Genomic DNA, 18682 nt, shown 5'->3' on the forward strand with positions numbered 1-18682 from the left:
GTAAGATGTGTGTAGGACATGACAGGCTCCTTCTGGGTGTAAGGTTGGTCGTGCTTCCTACACTACCAGAAACCCTGTCATGTCTTCTAGTTATCTTAAGTGGTGCACTTGCAACTTGAATTCACCACAAAAAGCGCCACTTGACATCAATAAACAAATTGTTTATAATTAATTTGTGATTCAGTCATTTGCTTCTTCCGAAACGGAACGCTTCTTTGCCACCGGAAAATCGCGCCGCTTGCCGCGGGACATACTGAAGCGTGCAGCGATGCGCTTGACACAGTTGGATGGAGCCGTGCGCCTCGACGATTTGCGAAACCCGCCTTCCAACAGACTGGAAGCGTTGGTTCATGATCGCGCCGGTCAATGGAGCATTCGCATTAACGACCAGTGGCGCGTATGTTTCCGCTTTGAAAATGGTGACGCTTACGACGTTGAAATCGTTGATTATCACTAAAGGAGATACAGATATGGTTAAGAATGGTTTGCCTGCAATTCATCCGGGAGAATTCCTGGCAGAAATCTTGGGAGAGATGGGTATATCTCAGGCCGAGTTCGCTCGCACTATCGGGGTATCGCCGATGCGGATTTCGCATGTAATCAAGGGCGATCGTCCGGTGACGGCGGAACTGGCATTGTTGTTCGGTCGTGCCTTTAACCAGACGCCGCAATACTGGCTCAATCTTCAGGCGTCTTACGATTTAAAAATCGCGAAGGCGAGTATCGGTAAGCGCCTTGCTGGTATACATGCCCTCGCGCATGCCTAATTTCCCGGAATGAAGAATAACGCTGGTAAAAAAGTAACAAAACCTTATTCGATTAATCGTAACCCATAGCTACATATCCATATCAGGCATAATTTACCTTACATAAAAAAATGGCTGCCGGCGATTCTATCTGCCGCCGGCAGCCATTCCTATGCCCGCAAGCGAGCAGGGTATTAGCTGACCCTGATCTCGTAAGCCTTATTGGTATCGACGTGCAACACGTGCACGGCACAACCCAGTCACGGGTCAAAAGAACGTATGACCCGCACCACATTAAACGGATTCTCCGGATCCGGCACCGGAGTCCCGATAAGGGCTTCTTCAATCGGCCCCCTCTGTCCTTTATCGTCACGGGGCGAGGCATTCCAGGTAGTAGGCGCAATCACCTGATATTGGGCTATCTTGCTATTTTTAATCTTGATCCAGTGGCCAACCGATCCCCTGGGAGCTTCACTTAGACCAAATCCCTGACCGGACTTGGGAACGGGTTTCATGATAACACCTGACTCGCCCGGAGTCAATTCATCCAGCCACTGCCCAAGGGCCTTGGCCACCAGATAGCATTCTTCGGCCCGGGCCACGTGCCGCCCCATGATGGAAAAGGCCTTTTCACCAAGATCCCGCATACGCACATCCTTTGCTTCATCAATGCCGAGGAACCTATTGGCCTGTTTGCTCAGTACCGGATTGGTTATCCACATCCTGGCCAGCGGCCCGACCTCATGCGGAAGTCCCTTATACCGGGCCGCCTTGATATAGGAGTAAGCGCCCTTTTTGCCGGGTAGTGGTACGGTTTCTCCTTCCGCAGGGTTCTTCCCGGTGGTGCGATCGTCATACCAGGAATGGGACACGAACTCCTTGATTTTTTTTACGTCTAACGGGTAATCCTTACCATTGGTATAGACGCCACGCTTTAAGAGAAAGGCGTTTTCCTTGTCGTCTAAGGGAAAGACCCCATACGACAGGAAGTTTTTGCAACCCGTGCCAACGTTAAAGAGATCTTTATACGCCCCGCCTATCAGATAGACCGTGGGCAGATAAGTATTGGCAATAAAATCTATAACCTTTTTGGCCCGTTCCTTGTACCCGGAGATCTCTTCCCTGGTGGGGATAGCCGTGGCTCCACCCACGACCATGCCCTGGACGATGGGTCCTTTACCACCCCACATGGCGGTCAGTTCATGGCCGAGGGCCTTTATCTTAAGGGCCTCAAGATACTGATTAACCGCCACCTGGTTTGTTTTTTCATCGAGCCGGTAATCCCCGTCATAACGGGGGACAAAAGGTTCGGTTCCCGGCCCCTTGACATAATCGAGGGCGGCCAGATGATAAAAATGAAGGACATGATCCCATGCATAGTCAGAGCCAAGAATAATATTGCGCAACACCCGGCCGTTCTTTGGGGGTTTCACCTTAAAGGCAGAATCCAGGGTCCTGACCGAGGCGCTGGCATGAGAAGTAGGGCAGACGCCGCATATGCGCTGTGTGATCTGAGAGGCATCCCGCGGGTCTCTGTCTTTCAAGATTATCTCAAATCCCCGGAAGAGGGCGCCGGTGCTGTGGGCATCGACTACCTTTCCGTCCTTGACCTCGACCTCTATTTTTAAGTGGCCCTCAATCCGCGTTACCGGGTCAATTACTATCTTTTTAGCCATGTCTTATCCCTCCCTTCAGCCTGTGGTCTGTTCATAGAGCGGGGCCATCTCATCCCAGAAATTCGGCTGTACGCAGCCGATACAGATGGCGTTCCGCACACACCAGTTGACCTTGTTATTCCACTGACGCTGCCAGCAATCGGCGTAGGTCTCCGGTCCCTTACAGCCGAGCTTCAGGCGACAACCTTCTTCGCCATAGGACCTGGCAAACTTTCCCTCTTCGTAATACTTAAGATAGGGGCAGTTATCATGGATAGTACTGCCGAAGAACAGCAATGGGCGTCTGTATTCATCCAGGGGCGGGATGCCTTTGGTCAGTGCATAAGCAATAGTTCCCACCATCCAATCCGGATGCGGCGGACAACCAGGGACATTAACCACCGGCGTTTTTATCCCGTTTTCCTTGAAGATAGCGGTAACCGGTCTTGCTCCGGTGGGATTGGGCTTGGCCGCCGGGATACCGCCAAAAGAGGCGCAGGTGCCAAAGGCCAGGGTTGCCGCGGCCTTTTTACCCATATCAATGGTAGCATCTAACATAGTAATCTCATGTCCTTGACATTCGCCAACCATACAGAACCGTCCGTCTTCCTTGGTGGGTATAGAACCCTCCACTACCAGATAAAACTTTCCGGCATAATCCTCCGCCACTTTATACATCTTATCCATGGCCAGTTCGCCTTGGGCAGCCATTACCGTAGAATGAAATTTCAGACTGATTATCTTGAGCAGGACGGCGGCAATATCCGGTTCTACGGAATTAAGGAGGGAGACAGAGCAGCCGGTACAACCTGATCCCTGAAGCCATATCACCGGAGGATTACCTGCCAGGGCCTTCTCCAGGGCCTGCACCACATTCGGGATACCCAAACTGGAAAGCCCACATGCTGCTGCGGTACCACCGCATACCTTTAAAAAATTACGCCTTGTAATTTTCATTCACATCTCCTCCTTTCGTGTTTGTTCACCCCAAAGGCGCAAAGATAAGGATATATAGACGCCTCTGGGGTAATTATGCGTGTGCACAAGTTCACAAGCATACCCAAAAAAATTTTGCTGGGCCTGTATCTTCCTGTATCTCTTACCAAATCCTGTTTCATTTCCCCTGAGTCACAATTGCTATGCCCATTTAAAGTAGGCTGACTTATTTCATAAATCCCCTTAACTTTCTTATCGGGAAAGTGGGGCGGGACTTTAATAAGAAAGGTTCCTTAGCGTGAGAAGGGTTCGATTTGAAGATTATGGCCATCCGTGAGGCAGGTGATCGCCCCGTCCCGGTCTGTCCGATAAATGGAGCAGCTCCTATCCATATACCTTCCTACTACGTCAGGGTGGGGAAAAGAGAAGCGATTGAACTGCCCCACAGAGAAAACGACCGCATCGGGGGCCACGGCCCGGATAAACTCCGGCGTATTTGATGTATTGCTGCCGTGATGGGGGGCAAGAAGGACATCGGATTTAAGGGCATAACCCTCTTGCGACAGCTCATTCTCCCTGCATGCGTCGATATCACCGGGAAAAAGAAGGTGTCTGCGGCCATAACTGATTCTGAGGACCAGAGAACGGCGGTTAAGAAGGACGTCCTGTCCGCCCGTCGTGGCCATATCTCCGGACGGGTCGCAGATGTGCCTTGGCGGGCCATAGACATCGACCATAACGCCATTGATATTAAAAGGGTAGTGGCTGTCCATCTTAAATTCCCGGTGAGGGATGCCTTTATGCGAGACCGCTTGTTGCCAGCGGACAAAGGCCTCTGTCTCTACCCGGTCTCCATTCGCCCAGACCTCTTTGACCTTAAAGTTATCCAGCAAGAAGATAAGGCCGCCTATGTGATCAGGATGAGGGTGGGTAAGCACCAGGTAGTCTATAGTCCAAACCCCCTTCGTCCTCAAAAAAGGCGCTATCACCCGCTCGCCGATGTCAAACTGGCCGCTCAGGGTCCCGCCTCCATCGATAATCATGTTCTTTCCACCGGGGAATTGCACGAGCGCGGCATTCCCCTGACCGACATCCAGAAAGGTGGTCCTGAGCATATCAGAATGGTTTTGCTGATAAGCGCCGACCATTTTTACCACGAGAATTATGGATAGACAGGTCAGGCCGCACCATCTGAATGCCTTGCGGCGGGAGGCCATAGTAATGAACAGGACCCCCGCATAAAAAAGGAGTATTTCAAACAGGCAGGGCGGTGTTACCCATAGAGAAGAAAACGGACAGGCCGCAAAAAAATCAATAACCTTCACCATTGCAGTAAGGCTCAGAGACCCTGCCTGCAGAAATATGTCCGCCAGTTTCAGGGAGAGGGGTGACAAAGCAACGGAAACAAGTCCCAGAGGCAATGCCAGCATACCTACCAGGGGGACCACAATAACGTTGGATAAGAGGCCGACAATAGACAGCCGGTGAAAGTGATAGACCACGATCGGCGCCGTACCCAGGGTAGCGATGGCCGATATCAAAAACAGGCCCCATAGCTTATCCACAAACGGGGAAGGCCGCGGACGCAGCCTGGCCAAAGGGTTCTCCCTTTTTCTGTCAAGCCAATCCTGCCGGCGGGGGTAGAAGAAGACTATGGAGAATACGGCGATAAACGATAGCTGAAAGGAGGGGGCATAAAGCGCCGCGGGCGAAAAAAGCAGGATGGCCCACATGGCTATGGCCAGGTTATTGTAAATATCCCACTGCCGGCCCAGTAGGACAGCGGCCAGAAACACAGATACCATGACCATGGCCCGGGTAGAAGGGGGAGACAGGCCGGCCATGGCCCCATAAAACAGGACTATGGGGATAGAAAACAAGGCGGCTATTTTGAAGGCCGGAAATCTCAGGAGCAGGTAAGGGAAAAGTTTTATCAGCCACATGCCAAGGGCATAGGTAACCCCGGCCACCATGCCCATGTGCAGGCCGGAAATGGCCAGAATGTGGGTCACCCCGGCACGGGTAAACGCCTCCTGTACGGGTTTGGGGATACCGCCCCTCTCGCCGATGAGAAGGGCCTTGTATAGGGAGGCCGCTAACGGGGTGGCATGGTTATCCAGAAAGCTCTGGATATGCAAACGGGCGCCTTCAATGAGGCCGGAGAAGGCACGCCAAGGCGTATCTTCGAAAGGGCCGCTCTTGCCAATAACCGTCAGAAGATGCGGGTCAGAGACCCAACCGGTAACATAAACATCTTTGAGGGCCATGTGCTTCTCAAAGTCAAACCCCCCTGGATTCTTAAAGTTAATTACCGGGCGCAGACTGCCCATCCATAAGACTCGATCGCCGCAAGCAAGCCGGGCCGGCGGTCTATCCTTTAGACGCACGAGAATGCGGCCGGTTACGGACCGTATTTCTTCCCGGCCAAGATATTGTTCGGCCCTGATCAACAATTCTGTTCTGTCCGGTAAAAAGACCGGCATTTTTTCCAGGACGCCGGCCAGACGTACACTACGCCCGTCAGCCAGGGACAAAAGGTCCCGGGGCGTATTTTGCTCCGGTGAAAAGGCCCCGGCATGGAGATAACCCAGACACACAAAAAGCAACCAGGACAGTAAGAGGCCGCTCGAAGATGTCCGGCCTGCGGCGGATGCCTTTCCCGGTCTCTTATCCGGGGCGAGATAACTCGAATAAAACAGGATGGCCACAAGGGCGGAAACGGCCCCCAGAGCAAAGTTTATTCCACCCTTAAACGGCAGATGATGGTTTAAGACCAGACCGGTGACAAAGGCGGTGAGCAGGATGGGGAGTAGTCTGTTCAATCACTTTCTTCTTGCACTGTGATCTTGGTTATATCTTTTCTAAACGGCCGGGCAGGTAGTTTAGCGGATCCTGCTAAGTAGTCCTTAAGTCTGGACTGTATCTCCTTTTCTATTCCTTCGGTCAGGTGTTCTATCTGTTTTTGAAGGGCGAGGATCTTTCTTCGCATATCAAGAATTACCTCAATCCCGGCCGTATTTACATCCAGGTCCTGACGCAGGCGCACAATCCTGGCCAATTCTTCCATATCTTTCTCTGTAAAAACGAAACGGCCGGACTCCTTCCCGGGCTGCAGGAGCCCTTCGCACACATAAAGACGTATGGTGCGGGTGCGAATCCCCAGCCGTCTCGCTACCTCGGTTATAGTATAAATGCGCATTTCTTATTTACCGTCCCCTTTTTTGACCGCCATGTTCTCTTTAAGCTCGCGGAACAGGGTCTCCGAACGGCTATCCAGGCGGCGGGGGATAGCCACCTCGATCTCGACAAATTGATCCCCCCGTGCCCCTCCTTTGAGCGGAGGCGCGCCCTTTCCTTTGAGCCGAAATCTCTGCCCGTTTTGCGTCCCGGGCGGCACGGTCATCTCTACCCGCCCATAGAGTGTATCCACAGAGACCTTTCCTCCGAGGACAGCCGTGAAAAGATCAACCGTAGTCTTAACCTGGATATTATTCCCTTCACGGCGGAATACAGGATCGGGTCTAACCTTGATTTCGATGTAAAGATCGCCTGGCGGGCCGCCATTATATCCGGGATATCCCTTACCAGCCAGCCTGATCCTGGAGCCGTTATCCACTCCTTGAGGTATGTGCACGTCAAAGCGCTTCTCTGTCCTCACCATGCCCATCCCATGACAAACCGGGCAACCCTTTGTGCCGATACGCCCCCTGCCGCCGCAACGGCCGCAGGTCGTAACTACATGCACCGCTCCTTTCCGGCTCGCTTTTTGCCCGCTCCCTTTGCAATCAGGACATGTCTCGCCGCTATAGGGATCAATGCCGTTCCCTGCGCATTTCTTGCATGGCTCCTCTTGAGCCAGGCTAACCTGGGTTTTTGTCCCAAAAACTGCGTCGCGGAATCCCACTTCCAGAACAGTATAAAGATCATCCCCCCGCATTGGTTGGGGGCGATAAGAAGCCTTTTCTCCAAAGAGATTTTCAAAGATAGAACTGAAACCCCCTCCGGACTCCGAGGTAAACCGGCCGAAATCAAATACCCTCTCTCCGCCCGGATAGGTATAGCTATAGGAAGAAGCAGCGCTTCTCAGGCGGTCATATTCGGCCTTTTTTTCCGGCCGGCTGAGGATATCGTAGGCCTCGCTGATTTCTTTAAATTTTGCCTCTGCCTCTTTATCACCGGGGTTGACATCCGGGTGGTGCTTGCGCGCCAGCTTGCGGTAGGCCTTTTTGATCTCTTCATCCGTGGCCTCGGGTTTCACCCCCAGGATGTCGTACAGGTCTTTTTGGATCATGGGTTATGGGCCTTGTTCAGCCGCCAGGAATAGTTACCTTACTTCTTACCCCACTTCTTGAGATTGGCGCGCGCTGCCTCGGCCTGTTCACTCTTGGGATATTCTTCGAGCAATTTTTCCATGAGGAACCTGGCCGTTTTTGTGTCCCCGAGATGATGAAAGGCCAGCCCTTGTTTCAGTAGGGCGGCGGGAACCTTAGTCCCTTTATGTTCACGGACGACCTTTTCATATTCCAGGATAGCCTCTTCGTAGCGCTCCTGCTGGTAATAACATTCTCCAAGCCAGTACCCGGCATTGCCGGCCAATTCAGAATCAGGGTATTCCTTTAAAAAAGTCCTGAATTTCTCTATAGCCTGTCTGTACGCATTTTCTTTATAAAGCTTGTAGGCCTCATCATAATCTTCCTTTGCCGATTTCCGGGCTTTTATCTTTGTCTTTTCTATGGTAACCGCCTGCCCGGTCACTGCGCGCCCGGGCGCATCTGCGACCGGTGTATCGCTTTTTACCTCTTTACCGGCAGACTTATCCTCATGTGAAACATTTTTCTCCAGAACGCCTATCCTGGCCTGAAGACTGTTTATCTGGTCAGAGAGTTTTTGCATCTTTTCGGCCAAGACCTTATCTTCCGCCTCGCTCCGGCCTGTTAACTCCTGCCAGCGATTTTCCTGCCGCTCCATCTTGTCCTGCAGGCGCATCATCTCCATCTTGATATCCTCAAGCTGTATCCCCATATCGGCCTGTTTCTTGCTTATAACTTCCACAGACTTGACTGTGTCCATGCTTCTCAGCCCTTCCTTCATCTTGGAAACCTGCTCTTGCAGGCTGCTGATCTCTTTATAGACTTCGCCTGTCTGCCTGCTCAAGACATTGATCTTGTCATTTAATATGAGGACATCTTCCTGCACGGCGCAGGCGCTCAGGAGCATAATCATACCCGTAAAGACAAAAGCGAACCGTTTCATAATGTTGTACCCCTTTCAGTTAAGCCGGCGTGACCAGCAAGGTTGTGTCTGCGCGCCGAGCGCAGATGCGCCCGGGCGCGCGCTGTTTATAATCCTGCGCTGGCCGCTGCCGTCGGAAAACATGACAAAAAGCTGCGGCTGCCCGGACCGGGTGGAGCTGAAGACTATCTGCCGGCTGTCCGGCGACCAGAAGGGACATTCGTTACTCCCGGCGTCATTGGTCAATTGTGTCACACTGCCGTTTTGGACATCAATGGTATAGATGTCAAAATCCCGGCCTTTCATGCCGTTGTAAACTATGCAATCACCGCGGGGTGACCAGTCCGGAGCCGTATTATAAGCCCCGGCAAAGGTCAAGCGGCGCGCATGCATGCTTTGCAGGTCAAGGATGTATATCTGTGGCGCGCCTGAGGAATCGGAGACATAGGCCAATTGTTTACCATCCGGTGACCAGGTGGGGGAGACGTTTATTCCCCAGTTATTGGTCAGACGCCGGATAATACTGCCTTGACGATCGATAAGATAAAGTTGCGAATTGCTTCCGTCCTTTGTCAGCGCAACCGCCAGGAACTTGCCGTCCGGAGACCATGCCGGAGAGACATTGATCCCCTTGAAACTTGCCAGCCTCCGGCTTTTTCCGGTATAGATATTTTTGATGTAAAGGATCGGCCTTCCCTCCCGGTAAGAGGTGTAAACTATCTCCTCCCCATCAGGAGAAAACTTCGGAGAAAGGACGATAGAATGTTCCGAGGTAATGCGGCGCGCGTTCTCTCCATCAAAGTCGGCCACATATATTTCTTTATGGCCGTCCCTGGCCCATACAAAGGCTATTTTAGACTGGCTTACGCCGGGTTCGCCGGTCAGTACCTGAATAACCAGATCACAGAAGCGATGGAGCATGGCCCGATAATTTATCATTTCCCCTTCGTAGCGGCGACCAACGGCTATTTTGCCTTCCGCCACATCGATCAGCACCATTTCAAGCGCCAGGCGGTCGCCGGCGCTTTTGAAGTTGCCTTTAATAACAAACTCCGCTCCCAGGGCGCTCCAATCTGAGGTATCACTGCCGCCGTAAATGTCCGGATCAATGGCGGTAAAGATGCCGTGAAAGACAAGGGCATGAGTAAGGGTATCAGAGAATTTTTTACCTGCCTCCAGGCTGCCCGTCGCCCCGGCCGGCGGACGAAAATAAGGGACTGCGATAGAGATTTTCCGGGTTTGACCCGATGTGATGTCTATGTAAACCCTCGCGCAGGCATGGCCCGCGGCCAATAACCATCCGGCGAGCATAAGGGCTATAAGATATTTAAGTTTATGTGCCATGCAGATTATCCCCGATCACTTGGACGAAACCGGATGCCTATCTCCAGAACCGATTCTCCTATCTCCGGCGGTAAAGGTGAAAACGGGCCGGAGAGGTGCACCGCACGAATAGCAGAATTATCCAGGTAGGTATCCCCGGAACTCTTTTCCAGCCAGACGCTTCCGATGCCCCCGTTCTTATAAATACGCACCACGACGATCGTCTCCAGATTTTTATATCTTAACAGATTTGGCGGAATCACCCAGTTGCTGCTTATTTTATCCCAAACCAGCCCCAGGTATATATTCAAAATGGATGCCCCGGCCTGTCCACTGCCACTGGCGACCGGCGTCCGCGCCTCAATTGCTCCGCCCTCCCGGCCGATCTTTTCCCGAATACCGGCCAGCGCTTTTTTTATGCCCGGAGAGCCCTGCTGTCCGGCCTGCTTTCTTAACCTGTCCAGGGCGGTTTTAAGATATTCTTCACGTTGTCTCTCTTTTCTCTGCCCGCTTTCGCGTTTTAAGGCCAGGGACTTTATCTTTTCTTCATATTGTCGCGATAACTTCTCGTTGGCCAATATCTTCTTATTGACAACCTTTTCCCCCGCAGCCTCAACGCCTGTATCCTTGGCGCTCACGGATTCAGACTGAACGGGGTACCTGGCCGACAAGGGAGCGCCAACCAGGCGTACGCTGTAAACAGGCGTCAGATGGTAACGTCGCGGGAAAAGAGTTAGAGGAAGCACGGCCAGCAGGAAAATAAGGAGATGCAAAACCAGAGAGAAGATCAGCGGGTAAGTCCATTCCCGCGGCGAGGTTCTATCGTCACATATTGACCAGGGATTCATTTTTTTTCTTCTAAAGGCTCTGTCACCATACCCAGTTTTTCAATGCCCGCCATCCTTATTTGGGCCATAATCTCCACCACGAGGCCATAGGGGACAGACCGGTCGGCCCTGAGCAGTACCTCGCGGCCTGTTGCCGTCTCCTTAAGATGCTGCATGTACTTCTTAATTTGAGGCTGTGGTATCCGGGCATTATTAACAAAGATAACTTTATGTCTATCGATGGTTATAACTATGTTTTCCTCTTTATTGTCTATAGCCCGCGCGGTGGTCTTTGGCAATTCCACGTCCATGCCCTGAATCATCATAGGCGCGGTCACCATAAAAATTATCAGGAGTACAAGCATTACATCTACAAAAGGGGTTACGTTAATTTCTGAAAGGAGTCTTTTGTCGTTACCGCCTAGCTCCATACCATTAATCCTCCTTTTTAGAACCCTTGGCAGCTCCGCTCCTGCCCGCCGGGCGGTGTATGTATTCCCTTTCTACAAGATTTGAAAAGTCATTGGCAAAACTTTGCATATCCGATTCTATCTTACGGATGATATTAACGTAATAGTTAAAGGCTATAACAGCCGGTATGGCTGCGGCCAGGCCGGCGGCCGTGGCAATCAGGGCTTCCGAGATTCCAGGGGCAACGGTGGCCAGATTGGCAGAGCCGCGCAATCCTATGCTGCGGAAGGCAGACATAATCCCCCATACCGTGCCGAACAGACCGATAAAAGGGGCCGTGCTGCCGGTAGTCGCCAGAAAAGAAAGTACCTTGCTGAGTCTGCTTATTTCATTACTAATAGCCTTATGAAGGGCGCGCTCTATGTTTTCCATGCAGGCTATGTTTCCCCCGGCGCTGATTTTTTTTATTTCCAGGTTCTTTACCTCGAGATCACTGCCCGGCTTTCCAAACTTCAGTAACTCCCCATATCCGACACGAAAGACCTCGGCGATGGACGAATTTTTAAGATTTTTGGTATTAATATAGGCATCTGCCAGCGTGCGGCTTTTCCAGAACGTTTCCAGAAAAATATTTGATTCCTGCCTGGTGTGGCGCAGGAGGAGAAATTTTTTATAGACAATTGCCCAGGTAACAACGGACATGGCGCACAGCAGCAACAAAATAAACTTTACCATCAGGCCGGCATCGCGGATTATCTGGATGATACTCCCATCAGGCATGGAGAAACCCCTTTAAAAAGCATTATTAAGTATTAACGGATATTAAACGTCTGTCATGAAAAAGTCAACCGCCTCCGGCTCACCAAGCCACAATTACAAATTGACATTTTCCCTTCTGTAAATTACAGTCCTAACCTGGTTTGCTTTAAACACTCTTTCAGACCGGATATGGGGGATTTGCATGGCTAATGTAATTGTTGTCGGCACACAATGGGGAGACGAAGGCAAGGGGAAGATCGTCGATCTCCTTACCGAATATGCGGATATTATTGTGCGCTTTCAGGGGGGTAATAATGCCGGCCATACCATTGTAGTGGGAGACGAGAAATTTATTTTTCACCTGATCCCGTCGGGGATTCTTCATCCCCAAAAAAAGTGCCTTATCGGCAACGGCGTTGTGATTGATCCGACCGTCCTCCTGGCCGAGTTGGATAGTTTGCATGCCAAAGGACACCCGATCAAGCCGGGACGCCTTTTACTCAGCGAAACTGCTCATCTTATTATGCCTTATCACCGGGCTATCGATCAGGGCCGGGAAGGCCTTACCGGCGGCAAAAAGATAGGCACGACCGGCCGGGGTATCGGCCCCTGTTATGAAGACAAGATCGCCCGGCGCGGGATCAAGGTGGGGGACATCCTGCACGGCCCGACCTTTCGGGCCAAGCTCTCGGAGGTTCTGAGAGAGAAGAATTTTTATATGGAAAAGTACCTTGGCCTTAACTCCATGGATATTGAGGACATATATAATGAATATATGACTTATGCCGGGAGGCTGGCCCCCTATGCGGCCAATGTTTCCATTATCCTGGACGAGGCGGTAAAGGCCCAAAAACATATCCTTTTTGAAGGGGCACAGGGGGCGCACCTGGATATTGACCACGGCACGTATCCCTTCGTCACTTCTTCCAACACCATAGCGGGCGGGGCCTGCTGTGGCGCCGGCATCGGGCCGACGCGCATCGATGCGGTTATCGGCATCTGCAAGGCATATACTACCCGCGTCGGAAGCGGCCCATTCCCTACTGAGCTGGAGGATGCAACAGGGGACCGGATTCAACAGAGGGGGGCGGAGTTTGGGGCTACTACCGGGCGAAAGCGGCGATGCGGTTGGCTGGATGCGGTGCTGGTCTCCGATTCTGTCCGGTTGAGCGGCCTGAGCGGCCTGGCTATTACCAAACTCGATGTCCTGACCGGTATCCCCACGCTGAAGATAGCCACGCATTACCTGAGCGAGGGGCAACCCATAAGGCACCGTCCGTCACGCATCGACCTTATGGAAAACGTTAATCCCGTGTATGAAGAGCTTAAGGGTTGGCCGGAAGAACTGACAGGAATCCGCTGTCTCGAAGATCTGCCTAAAGCCACTAAAGGTTACCTGAGCCGTATAGAAGAACTGACGGGGACCAGGATTATGATCGTCTCTTTGGGGCCCGGACGGGATGAAACGATCATGCTTCATAATCCATTCAGGGGGCAGTCCTGACAGAGAGGGGACTTCTTTTTGCAGTAAGTCTTGCCCAGTTTTACAAAGAGGGCGTGAAATTCGTTGAAAAGGGCGGCGTCGGGGGGGAGGCGATCCATAAAAAGGGCCCGAATCTCCTCATAATCGGCATCTTCCGCTATTAATAAATGGCGGGATATTACCCTTTGGGTGTAGGCATCTACCACGAACGTGGGCTTGTGTCCGGCGTAGAGGAGTATGCTGTCGGCCGTTTCCGGGCCGATGCCTTTTATGGCCAGCAGTTTTTGTCTCAAGGTCTCCATATCTTCTGCAAACATCTTCTCTGTGTCCGCCTCGTATTTCTCCACAAAAAAAGAGATGAGGTTTTTCAGACGTCCGGCCTTGATATTGTAATAGCCGGCAGACTGGATATACGAAGATAACAGCGATAGAGGGATTTCGTAGATAGCCCGGGGTGAGAGAATCCCTTCCTGCTTTAGACGGCCTATGGCCCGCTCGACATTTCCCCAATTGGTGTTTTGCGTCAGAACGGCGCCGACCATCACTTCAAAAGGGCTTTCGCCCGGCCACCAGTGCTGCGGGCCGAAGGCTGCGAACATCCTTCGGAAGATATCATCAAGATTCTTGTTCATTTATTCGGGGCGGATAAAGAAAAAATAGACGGCGACGGCTATTATAACAATAGACAGGCCGATAAAGGAAATAATATTTTTTAGAGGAACAACATCTTCGCCGCCGGTTGCGACATAACGTGAGGCATAGTAGAAAGCGCCGCTGCAAAAGACCAAGGCCAGAAATTTATACATTCGTTTGTACACTGCATATGCCAGGACAATGACCGCCAGGCCGATAAAATAAGGATTATGGAATAGCGCCTGCCAGTCAATTTTGTCCAGAAATTCGGGCAACTGCTGAGGCCAGAGTTCTTTTAATGGTTGTAAAAATCCCCAGTCCATTTTGTTTATCTCCATTTGGCCGATCGCTTTTATACTTATCGACAGAGAGGAAGATTTTCATGACATGCCATAAAATGGGTTATGATTTTGTCCATCAGTGTAGCTTTATAATAAAATAGATGCTAAATTATGTTCATCTGGAAACCACCGTTTCCGAATGAAAGCTCTCAGCGATCAGCTTTCAGCCGTCAGCAAAAAAATAAGACAAATAACATCTTAAGCTGATAGCTGACTGCTGACCGCTTCATCCAGAAAACCGGAGTTTTCGGATGGAAACTAAATACCCCCAGCCTCTTTTGTGAGAAGGAGGGAACATTGTTTCCCCTCTTTGGCAAAGAGGGGGCAGGGGAGATTTTATTAAAGTTGCGGGGGTACATTATGAGATTCTTTTTGACGGTTCTGTTGATAATCTTTGTCTGGTTTGCCTTGAATAAGTGGATTCTACCCAGGTTCGGCATCAAGACCTGAGTGAGCCGGTCATGCCGTATTGAGGATCAATACGATAAGAAAAAAACAGGCGGCCCTAACTGAAACCATATCTACCTGTTTGCCGGAACGGGGGTAATTTGTCTTTGACAAAAAAGGGCAAAGAGGTTAAGAATACATCCCACCCGATAACTTGCGCCCATGGCTCAGCGGATAGAGCGACGGACTACGAATCCGTAGGTCGCAGGTTCGATTCCTGCTGGGCGCGCCAATGAGAGAAAAGGGGCTTGCATAATTTTGCAAGCCCCTTTTTAATTGGCTGGTTGATAGAGACCAAAAGACAGGAGGGGGTCCTGATATGGACAGGCCGGAATGGAATCCGGGCAAGCTGCTGGAAGTATCCGGAAGTTACTGGAAGACCTGTACCCTTCATGCCGCGGTCAAGCTCGGCGTGTTTACCGTGATAGGCGCTGAACGGCTTAGCGGCGGGGAGGTCGCCCGGAAGCTGAACGGGGATGAAAGAGGGGTAACCATGCTCCTCAATGCCCTTGTTGCCATGAATCTGCTGATAAGAGCAGATGATAAGTATTCTAACACGTCCGCCGGCCTGTCTTTCCTCTCCAAGGCCTCTCCTGAGTATATCGGTCACATGATTATGCACCATCATCATCTGGTGGATTCATGGTCTCAGTTGGACCAGGCCGTTAAGACCGGTAAGCCGGTGCGAAAAAGGGCGTCCTACAGTAATGAGGAATGGCGGGAGAGCTTCCTTATGGGCATGTTCAACTTGGCCATGCATCTGGCCCCCAGGCTGGTCACTGAGATAGATCTCTCCGGCCGCAGACACCTCCTCGATCTGGGCGGCGGGCCAGGGACCTATGCCATCCATTTTTGCCTTAACAATCCCCGGCTCAAGGCCACGGTTTATGACCTCCCTACTACCAGACCGTTTGCAGAAAAGACTATTGAAAGATTCGGCCTGAGCGACCGTATAGACTTCATGAATGGCGACTACCTGGAAGAAGGTGTCGAAGGGGTCTATGATGTGGCCTGGCTTTCTCATATTCTCCACGGGGAAGGGCCGGAAGACGCGGGGCGGACTATCCGGAAGGCTGTTTCCGCCCTGGAGCCGGGCGGCATGATTATCATTCACGATTTCATTTTAAACAATACTATGGACGGGCCGCTTTTCCCGGCGCTTTTTTCTCTAAACATGCTTCTGGGCACGGCCCGGGGGCAGTCTTATTCGGAAAAACAGATCATGGATATGTTGGCCGGGGCCGGTGTGAGGGAAATCCGGCGCACTGCTTTCCAGGGCCCGAACGATTCCGGGGTTATTACCGGGATAGTTTGAACAAGTATAGCCAGGTAGGGTGGGCTGTGCCCGCCAAAACCGCTGTGCGCAAGAAAACGCCTCCAACGATATTTACTCCTTTCTTTTCTGTTTCACGATGACAAACATGGCTCCAAAGAGAGTCAGCCTTAATCGCTTGAGAGATCGCCGCATTTTTTGCTTTAAAAACGCGTTTAATCAGTGTAGTATAAGTGGCACACCATTATTTACCGGAGGCGAAAATTATGCCCACAAAAAATCCAAGGATCAACGTCGCTCTCGAAAAGCCCCTTTATCATAACATTGAACGCCTGGCGAAGAGAGACGGCGTTTCGCTATCCATGAAGGTGCGTGATTTGATAAAGGAGGCCCTGGAAATCGAGGAAGACATTGCTTTATCGCGTTTTGCGCAAGCCAGGGAAGAGACCTTTGTAAAAGAGAAATCTCTGAAGCACGAGGAGGTCTGGTAGGTTGCTCTTTGAACTCCGATACCATCCTGACGTCAAAGAGATCTATATCCCCGCTCTGAAGGAAAGGTTAAGAAAACGCATTAAAAACGCCATAGAAACCCGCCTTATGACTGCTCCCCATGAATACGGGGAGCCTTTAAGAAAAACTCTTAAAGGCTACTGGAAACTCAGGGTAGGAGATTACAGGGTAGTCTTTAAAGTAGTGAATAGCGAAATCCGGATATTCGGGATCATCCACCGGAAAGAAGTTTATAAAAAGATAGAAAAAAGGACGCCCTGATGCCGTTCAGGGGGGAGAGAGAAATCTGTTTTCCGTGGATTTTTAGGGGAAGGGCATGGATAATTGTAGCGGTAAGCCTTGTCAGGTCTCAAGTCTTGCGGGATAACAATGTATGATTCCTGAAGAAACCAGACATAACATCCGCGAGAAGGTAGAGAGGTTCCTGCGCGAGGATAAAGGTTACGCCCCGGAAGACCTGGAATTGGGGCAGATCGTGGAGGTGGTTATCGGAGAGAAAAGGGTGGCGTCGGTCCTGGACATTGTGATTCGTCTCCGGGATAAGAGGCTTATAGCCATCAAATGTTCCCCCGGCTCTGTAGTCTCACGGGAGATGGAGGTATTATCTATGGCCCGGCTCCTGGACAGCTATCAGATACCGTTTTCTGTGGCGACCAATGGAGAGGAAGGTGAACTGCTGGATACGGTTACGGGAAAGGTGATCGGCAAGGGGCTGGAGGCCATTCCTTCCAAGGCTCAGGCCCTGGAATGGCTGGAAAGGGTAGATTTTAAGCCGCTCCCGGAAAAGAAAGTGGAGCAGGCCAGACGGGTGCTCCTGGCCTCTGATCTCATCAAGTGCCCGGTAGTTTGTGAGTATTAATAGATTGTTGTAACAATTTAGCGTTTTGAAAATGCATGATAAAAAGTGCAAAGAAACATATCAAATCAGGAAATCAGGAAGGAGAGGGCTTGAAAGAATTCAGGAAGACGTTTGAATCAGGAACTCAGGAAATCAGGAAAGTATTTTTGAGAAATTGATTTTCAACAGTTCGGCCTCTGGTTGCTCTGTTCTTTCATGAGTTCGTGAGTTCCAGATTAATAGCCTTTTCTGAATGTAGGACGGTTTTAACCACCTAATGTGTTACGATTTTTCTTGTTTTAAGATTTCGTTGGCTTTTTGTATGTCTTTTTTGATCTGAGCGATAAGCTCCTCAGGGTTGGCGAATTTTTTCTCATCCCGCAGGCGTTCGATCAGGTTTACCTCTATTTCCTGTCCGTAGATGTCTTCCGAAAAGTCAAAGACGTGCACCTCCGCCGAGATATGCTCATCGCCGAAGGTAGGGTTATAACCGATGTTCATCACGCCGTCATGGGCCTTGCCCTTATAGATGACCTGGGTGGCATAGACACCCAGCCTGGGGCATAGTTCGTCTTCAGCCAGTTCGATATTGGCAGTGGGAAAACCAAGTACCGGCCCGCCCCTGCGTTTGCCCACCAGGACCTTGCCGGTCATCTGATACGGCCGGCCGAGAAGTCTCCGTACCTGCACCATATCACCGGCCACAATTAACTCACGTACCTTGGTGCTGCTTACGATGACATCATCGACGTAGAGGGGTTCGACCACGGTTACCGAGAAACCCAGTTTCCTGCCTTTTTCCCTGAGGAACTCGATATTACCCTGGCGATTCCGGCCAAAGGAGTAGTCATATCCCACCATGAGATTCTTTACGCCTATCTTTTTCCACAGAATATCATCTACAAACTCCTCGGCCGTGGTGTCGGCAAAGTCGCGTGTAAATTTGATGCATATAAGCACGTCCACCCCGGCCTTTTCTATCAGTTCCAGCTTCTTGCTGCACTTGGAGATCAATTTTAAACCGATCTGTGGCCGGAGTACGGCAACCGGATGCGGGTCAAAGGTGATTACCACGCTTTCCCCGCCCGTGGCTTCGGCCTGCTCTTTTACCTTCTTAAAGAGGAGTTGATGCCCCAGATGAACCCCGTCGAAATTGCCGATGGTGACCGCCGGATGGACAAAGCGGCGGTTTATGTTATCTATGCCCCTGATTGCTTCCATATTTGCTTTCGCCTTCGCCTCGATAAGACTTGACAACAGGAGCTTTT

The 18682-nt window shown here is 51.1% G+C and carries 20 protein-coding genes and 1 tRNA gene; 8 read left to right on the forward strand and 13 right to left on the reverse strand.

Features of this window, described 5'->3' with window-relative positions; genetic code table 11:
- Positions 1-175: 175 nt before the first annotated feature.
- On the forward strand, positions 176-457 hold the full coding sequence (locus tag PHT49_02700) for a type II toxin-antitoxin system RelE/ParE family toxin (protein MDD5450791.1): 282 nt from the start codon (positions 176-178) through the stop codon (positions 455-457).
- Positions 351-767 carry a HigA family addiction module antitoxin gene (locus PHT49_02705; GenBank protein ID MDD5450792.1) on the forward strand — a complete coding sequence of 139 codons (417 nt, stop codon included), beginning with the start codon at positions 351-353 and terminating at the stop codon, positions 765-767. Before PHT49_02700 ends, PHT49_02705 begins: the two co-directional genes overlap by 107 nt.
- Positions 768-940: 173 nt before the next feature.
- Here PHT49_02705 and PHT49_02710 read toward each other — a convergent pair whose 3' ends face one another.
- The 10 genes from PHT49_02710 to tolQ form a co-directional block, all read right to left on the reverse strand.
- Complete coding sequence (locus PHT49_02710; protein ID MDD5450793.1) at positions 941-2422, reverse strand: nickel-dependent hydrogenase large subunit; 1482 nt, start codon at positions 2420-2422, stop codon at positions 941-943.
- Between the two features lie 15 nt (positions 2423-2437).
- A complete protein-coding gene (locus tag PHT49_02715) occupies positions 2438-3358 on the reverse strand; it encodes a hydrogenase small subunit (GenBank protein MDD5450794.1) in 921 nt (306 codons plus the stop codon).
- Between the two features lie 272 nt (positions 3359-3630).
- Positions 3631-6159: a DNA internalization-related competence protein ComEC/Rec2 gene (locus tag PHT49_02720; protein MDD5450795.1), complete on the reverse strand. Its 2529-nt coding sequence runs from the start codon at positions 6157-6159 to the stop codon at positions 3631-3633.
- Positions 6156-6536 carry a chaperone modulator CbpM gene (locus PHT49_02725; GenBank protein MDD5450796.1) on the reverse strand — a complete coding sequence of 127 codons (381 nt, stop codon included), beginning with the start codon at positions 6534-6536 and terminating at the stop codon, positions 6156-6158. Before PHT49_02725 ends, PHT49_02720 begins: the two co-directional genes overlap by 4 nt.
- Before the next feature lie 3 nt (positions 6537-6539).
- Entirely contained in the window at positions 6540-7628 is a 1089-nt protein-coding gene (gene dnaJ, locus PHT49_02730; GenBank protein ID MDD5450797.1) for a molecular chaperone DnaJ, read from the reverse strand.
- 38 nt (positions 7629-7666) lie between these two features.
- Entirely contained in the window at positions 7667-8590 is a 924-nt protein-coding gene (ybgF, locus tag PHT49_02735; protein MDD5450798.1) for a tol-pal system protein YbgF, read from the reverse strand.
- A gap of 15 nt (positions 8591-8605) precedes the next feature.
- On the reverse strand, positions 8606-9913 hold the full coding sequence (tolB, locus tag PHT49_02740; protein MDD5450799.1) for a Tol-Pal system beta propeller repeat protein TolB: 1308 nt from the start codon (positions 9911-9913) through the stop codon (positions 8606-8608).
- 5 nt (positions 9914-9918) lie between these two features.
- On the reverse strand, positions 9919-10740 hold the full coding sequence (locus PHT49_02745) for a cell envelope integrity protein TolA (protein ID MDD5450800.1): 822 nt from the start codon (positions 10738-10740) through the stop codon (positions 9919-9921).
- On the reverse strand, positions 10737-11150 hold the full coding sequence (tolR, locus tag PHT49_02750; GenBank protein MDD5450801.1) for a protein TolR: 414 nt from the start codon (positions 11148-11150) through the stop codon (positions 10737-10739). The genes PHT49_02745 and tolR overlap by 4 nt, the downstream gene beginning before the upstream one ends.
- A gap of 4 nt (positions 11151-11154) precedes the next feature.
- Positions 11155-11910, reverse strand: coding sequence for a protein TolQ (gene tolQ, locus PHT49_02755; GenBank protein MDD5450802.1), 756 nt, complete (start codon positions 11908-11910; stop codon positions 11155-11157).
- 181 nt (positions 11911-12091) lie between these two features.
- On the opposite strand from tolQ, the gene PHT49_02760 reads away from it, so the two are divergent.
- Positions 12092-13393 carry an adenylosuccinate synthase gene (locus PHT49_02760; protein ID MDD5450803.1) on the forward strand — a complete coding sequence of 434 codons (1302 nt, stop codon included), beginning with the start codon at positions 12092-12094 and terminating at the stop codon, positions 13391-13393.
- Here the strand turns inward: PHT49_02760 and PHT49_02765 are convergent.
- Positions 13366-14004: an endonuclease III domain-containing protein gene (locus PHT49_02765; GenBank protein MDD5450804.1), complete on the reverse strand. Its 639-nt coding sequence runs from the start codon at positions 14002-14004 to the stop codon at positions 13366-13368. The two genes, PHT49_02760 and PHT49_02765, sit on opposite strands and share 28 nt — an antisense overlap.
- Positions 14005-14343 (reverse strand): hypothetical protein, encoded by a 339-nt coding sequence (locus tag PHT49_02770; GenBank protein ID MDD5450805.1) that lies wholly within the window; start codon positions 14341-14343, stop codon positions 14005-14007.
- Between the two features lie 606 nt (positions 14344-14949).
- On the opposite strand from PHT49_02770, the gene PHT49_02775 reads away from it, so the two are divergent.
- The 5 genes from PHT49_02775 (at position 14950) to PHT49_02795 (ending at position 17435) form a co-directional block, all read left to right on the forward strand.
- Positions 14950-15025, forward strand: a tRNA-Arg gene (locus PHT49_02775).
- Positions 15026-15112: 87 nt separating this feature from the next.
- Positions 15113-16108: a methyltransferase gene (locus tag PHT49_02780; protein MDD5450806.1), complete on the forward strand. Its 996-nt coding sequence runs from the start codon at positions 15113-15115 to the stop codon at positions 16106-16108.
- A gap of 224 nt (positions 16109-16332) precedes the next feature.
- Entirely contained in the window at positions 16333-16557 is a 225-nt protein-coding gene (locus PHT49_02785; GenBank protein MDD5450807.1) for a ribbon-helix-helix protein, CopG family, read from the forward strand.
- A gap of 1 nt (position 16558) precedes the next feature.
- On the forward strand, positions 16559-16837 hold the full coding sequence (locus PHT49_02790) for a type II toxin-antitoxin system RelE/ParE family toxin (GenBank protein ID MDD5450808.1): 279 nt from the start codon (positions 16559-16561) through the stop codon (positions 16835-16837).
- A gap of 112 nt (positions 16838-16949) precedes the next feature.
- Complete coding sequence (locus PHT49_02795) at positions 16950-17435, forward strand: type I restriction enzyme HsdR N-terminal domain-containing protein (GenBank protein MDD5450809.1); 486 nt, start codon at positions 16950-16952, stop codon at positions 17433-17435.
- Between the two features lie 261 nt (positions 17436-17696).
- Here the strand turns inward: PHT49_02795 and PHT49_02800 are convergent, their stop codons facing one another.
- On the reverse strand, positions 17697-18635 hold the full coding sequence (locus tag PHT49_02800; protein ID MDD5450810.1) for a bifunctional riboflavin kinase/FAD synthetase: 939 nt from the start codon (positions 18633-18635) through the stop codon (positions 17697-17699).
- Positions 18636-18682: the final 47 nt, after the last annotated feature.

It is taken from the genome of Desulfovibrionales bacterium (genome assembly GCA_028715605.1).
Classification (GTDB): Bacteria; Desulfobacterota; QYQD01; order QYQD01; family QYQD01; genus QYQD01.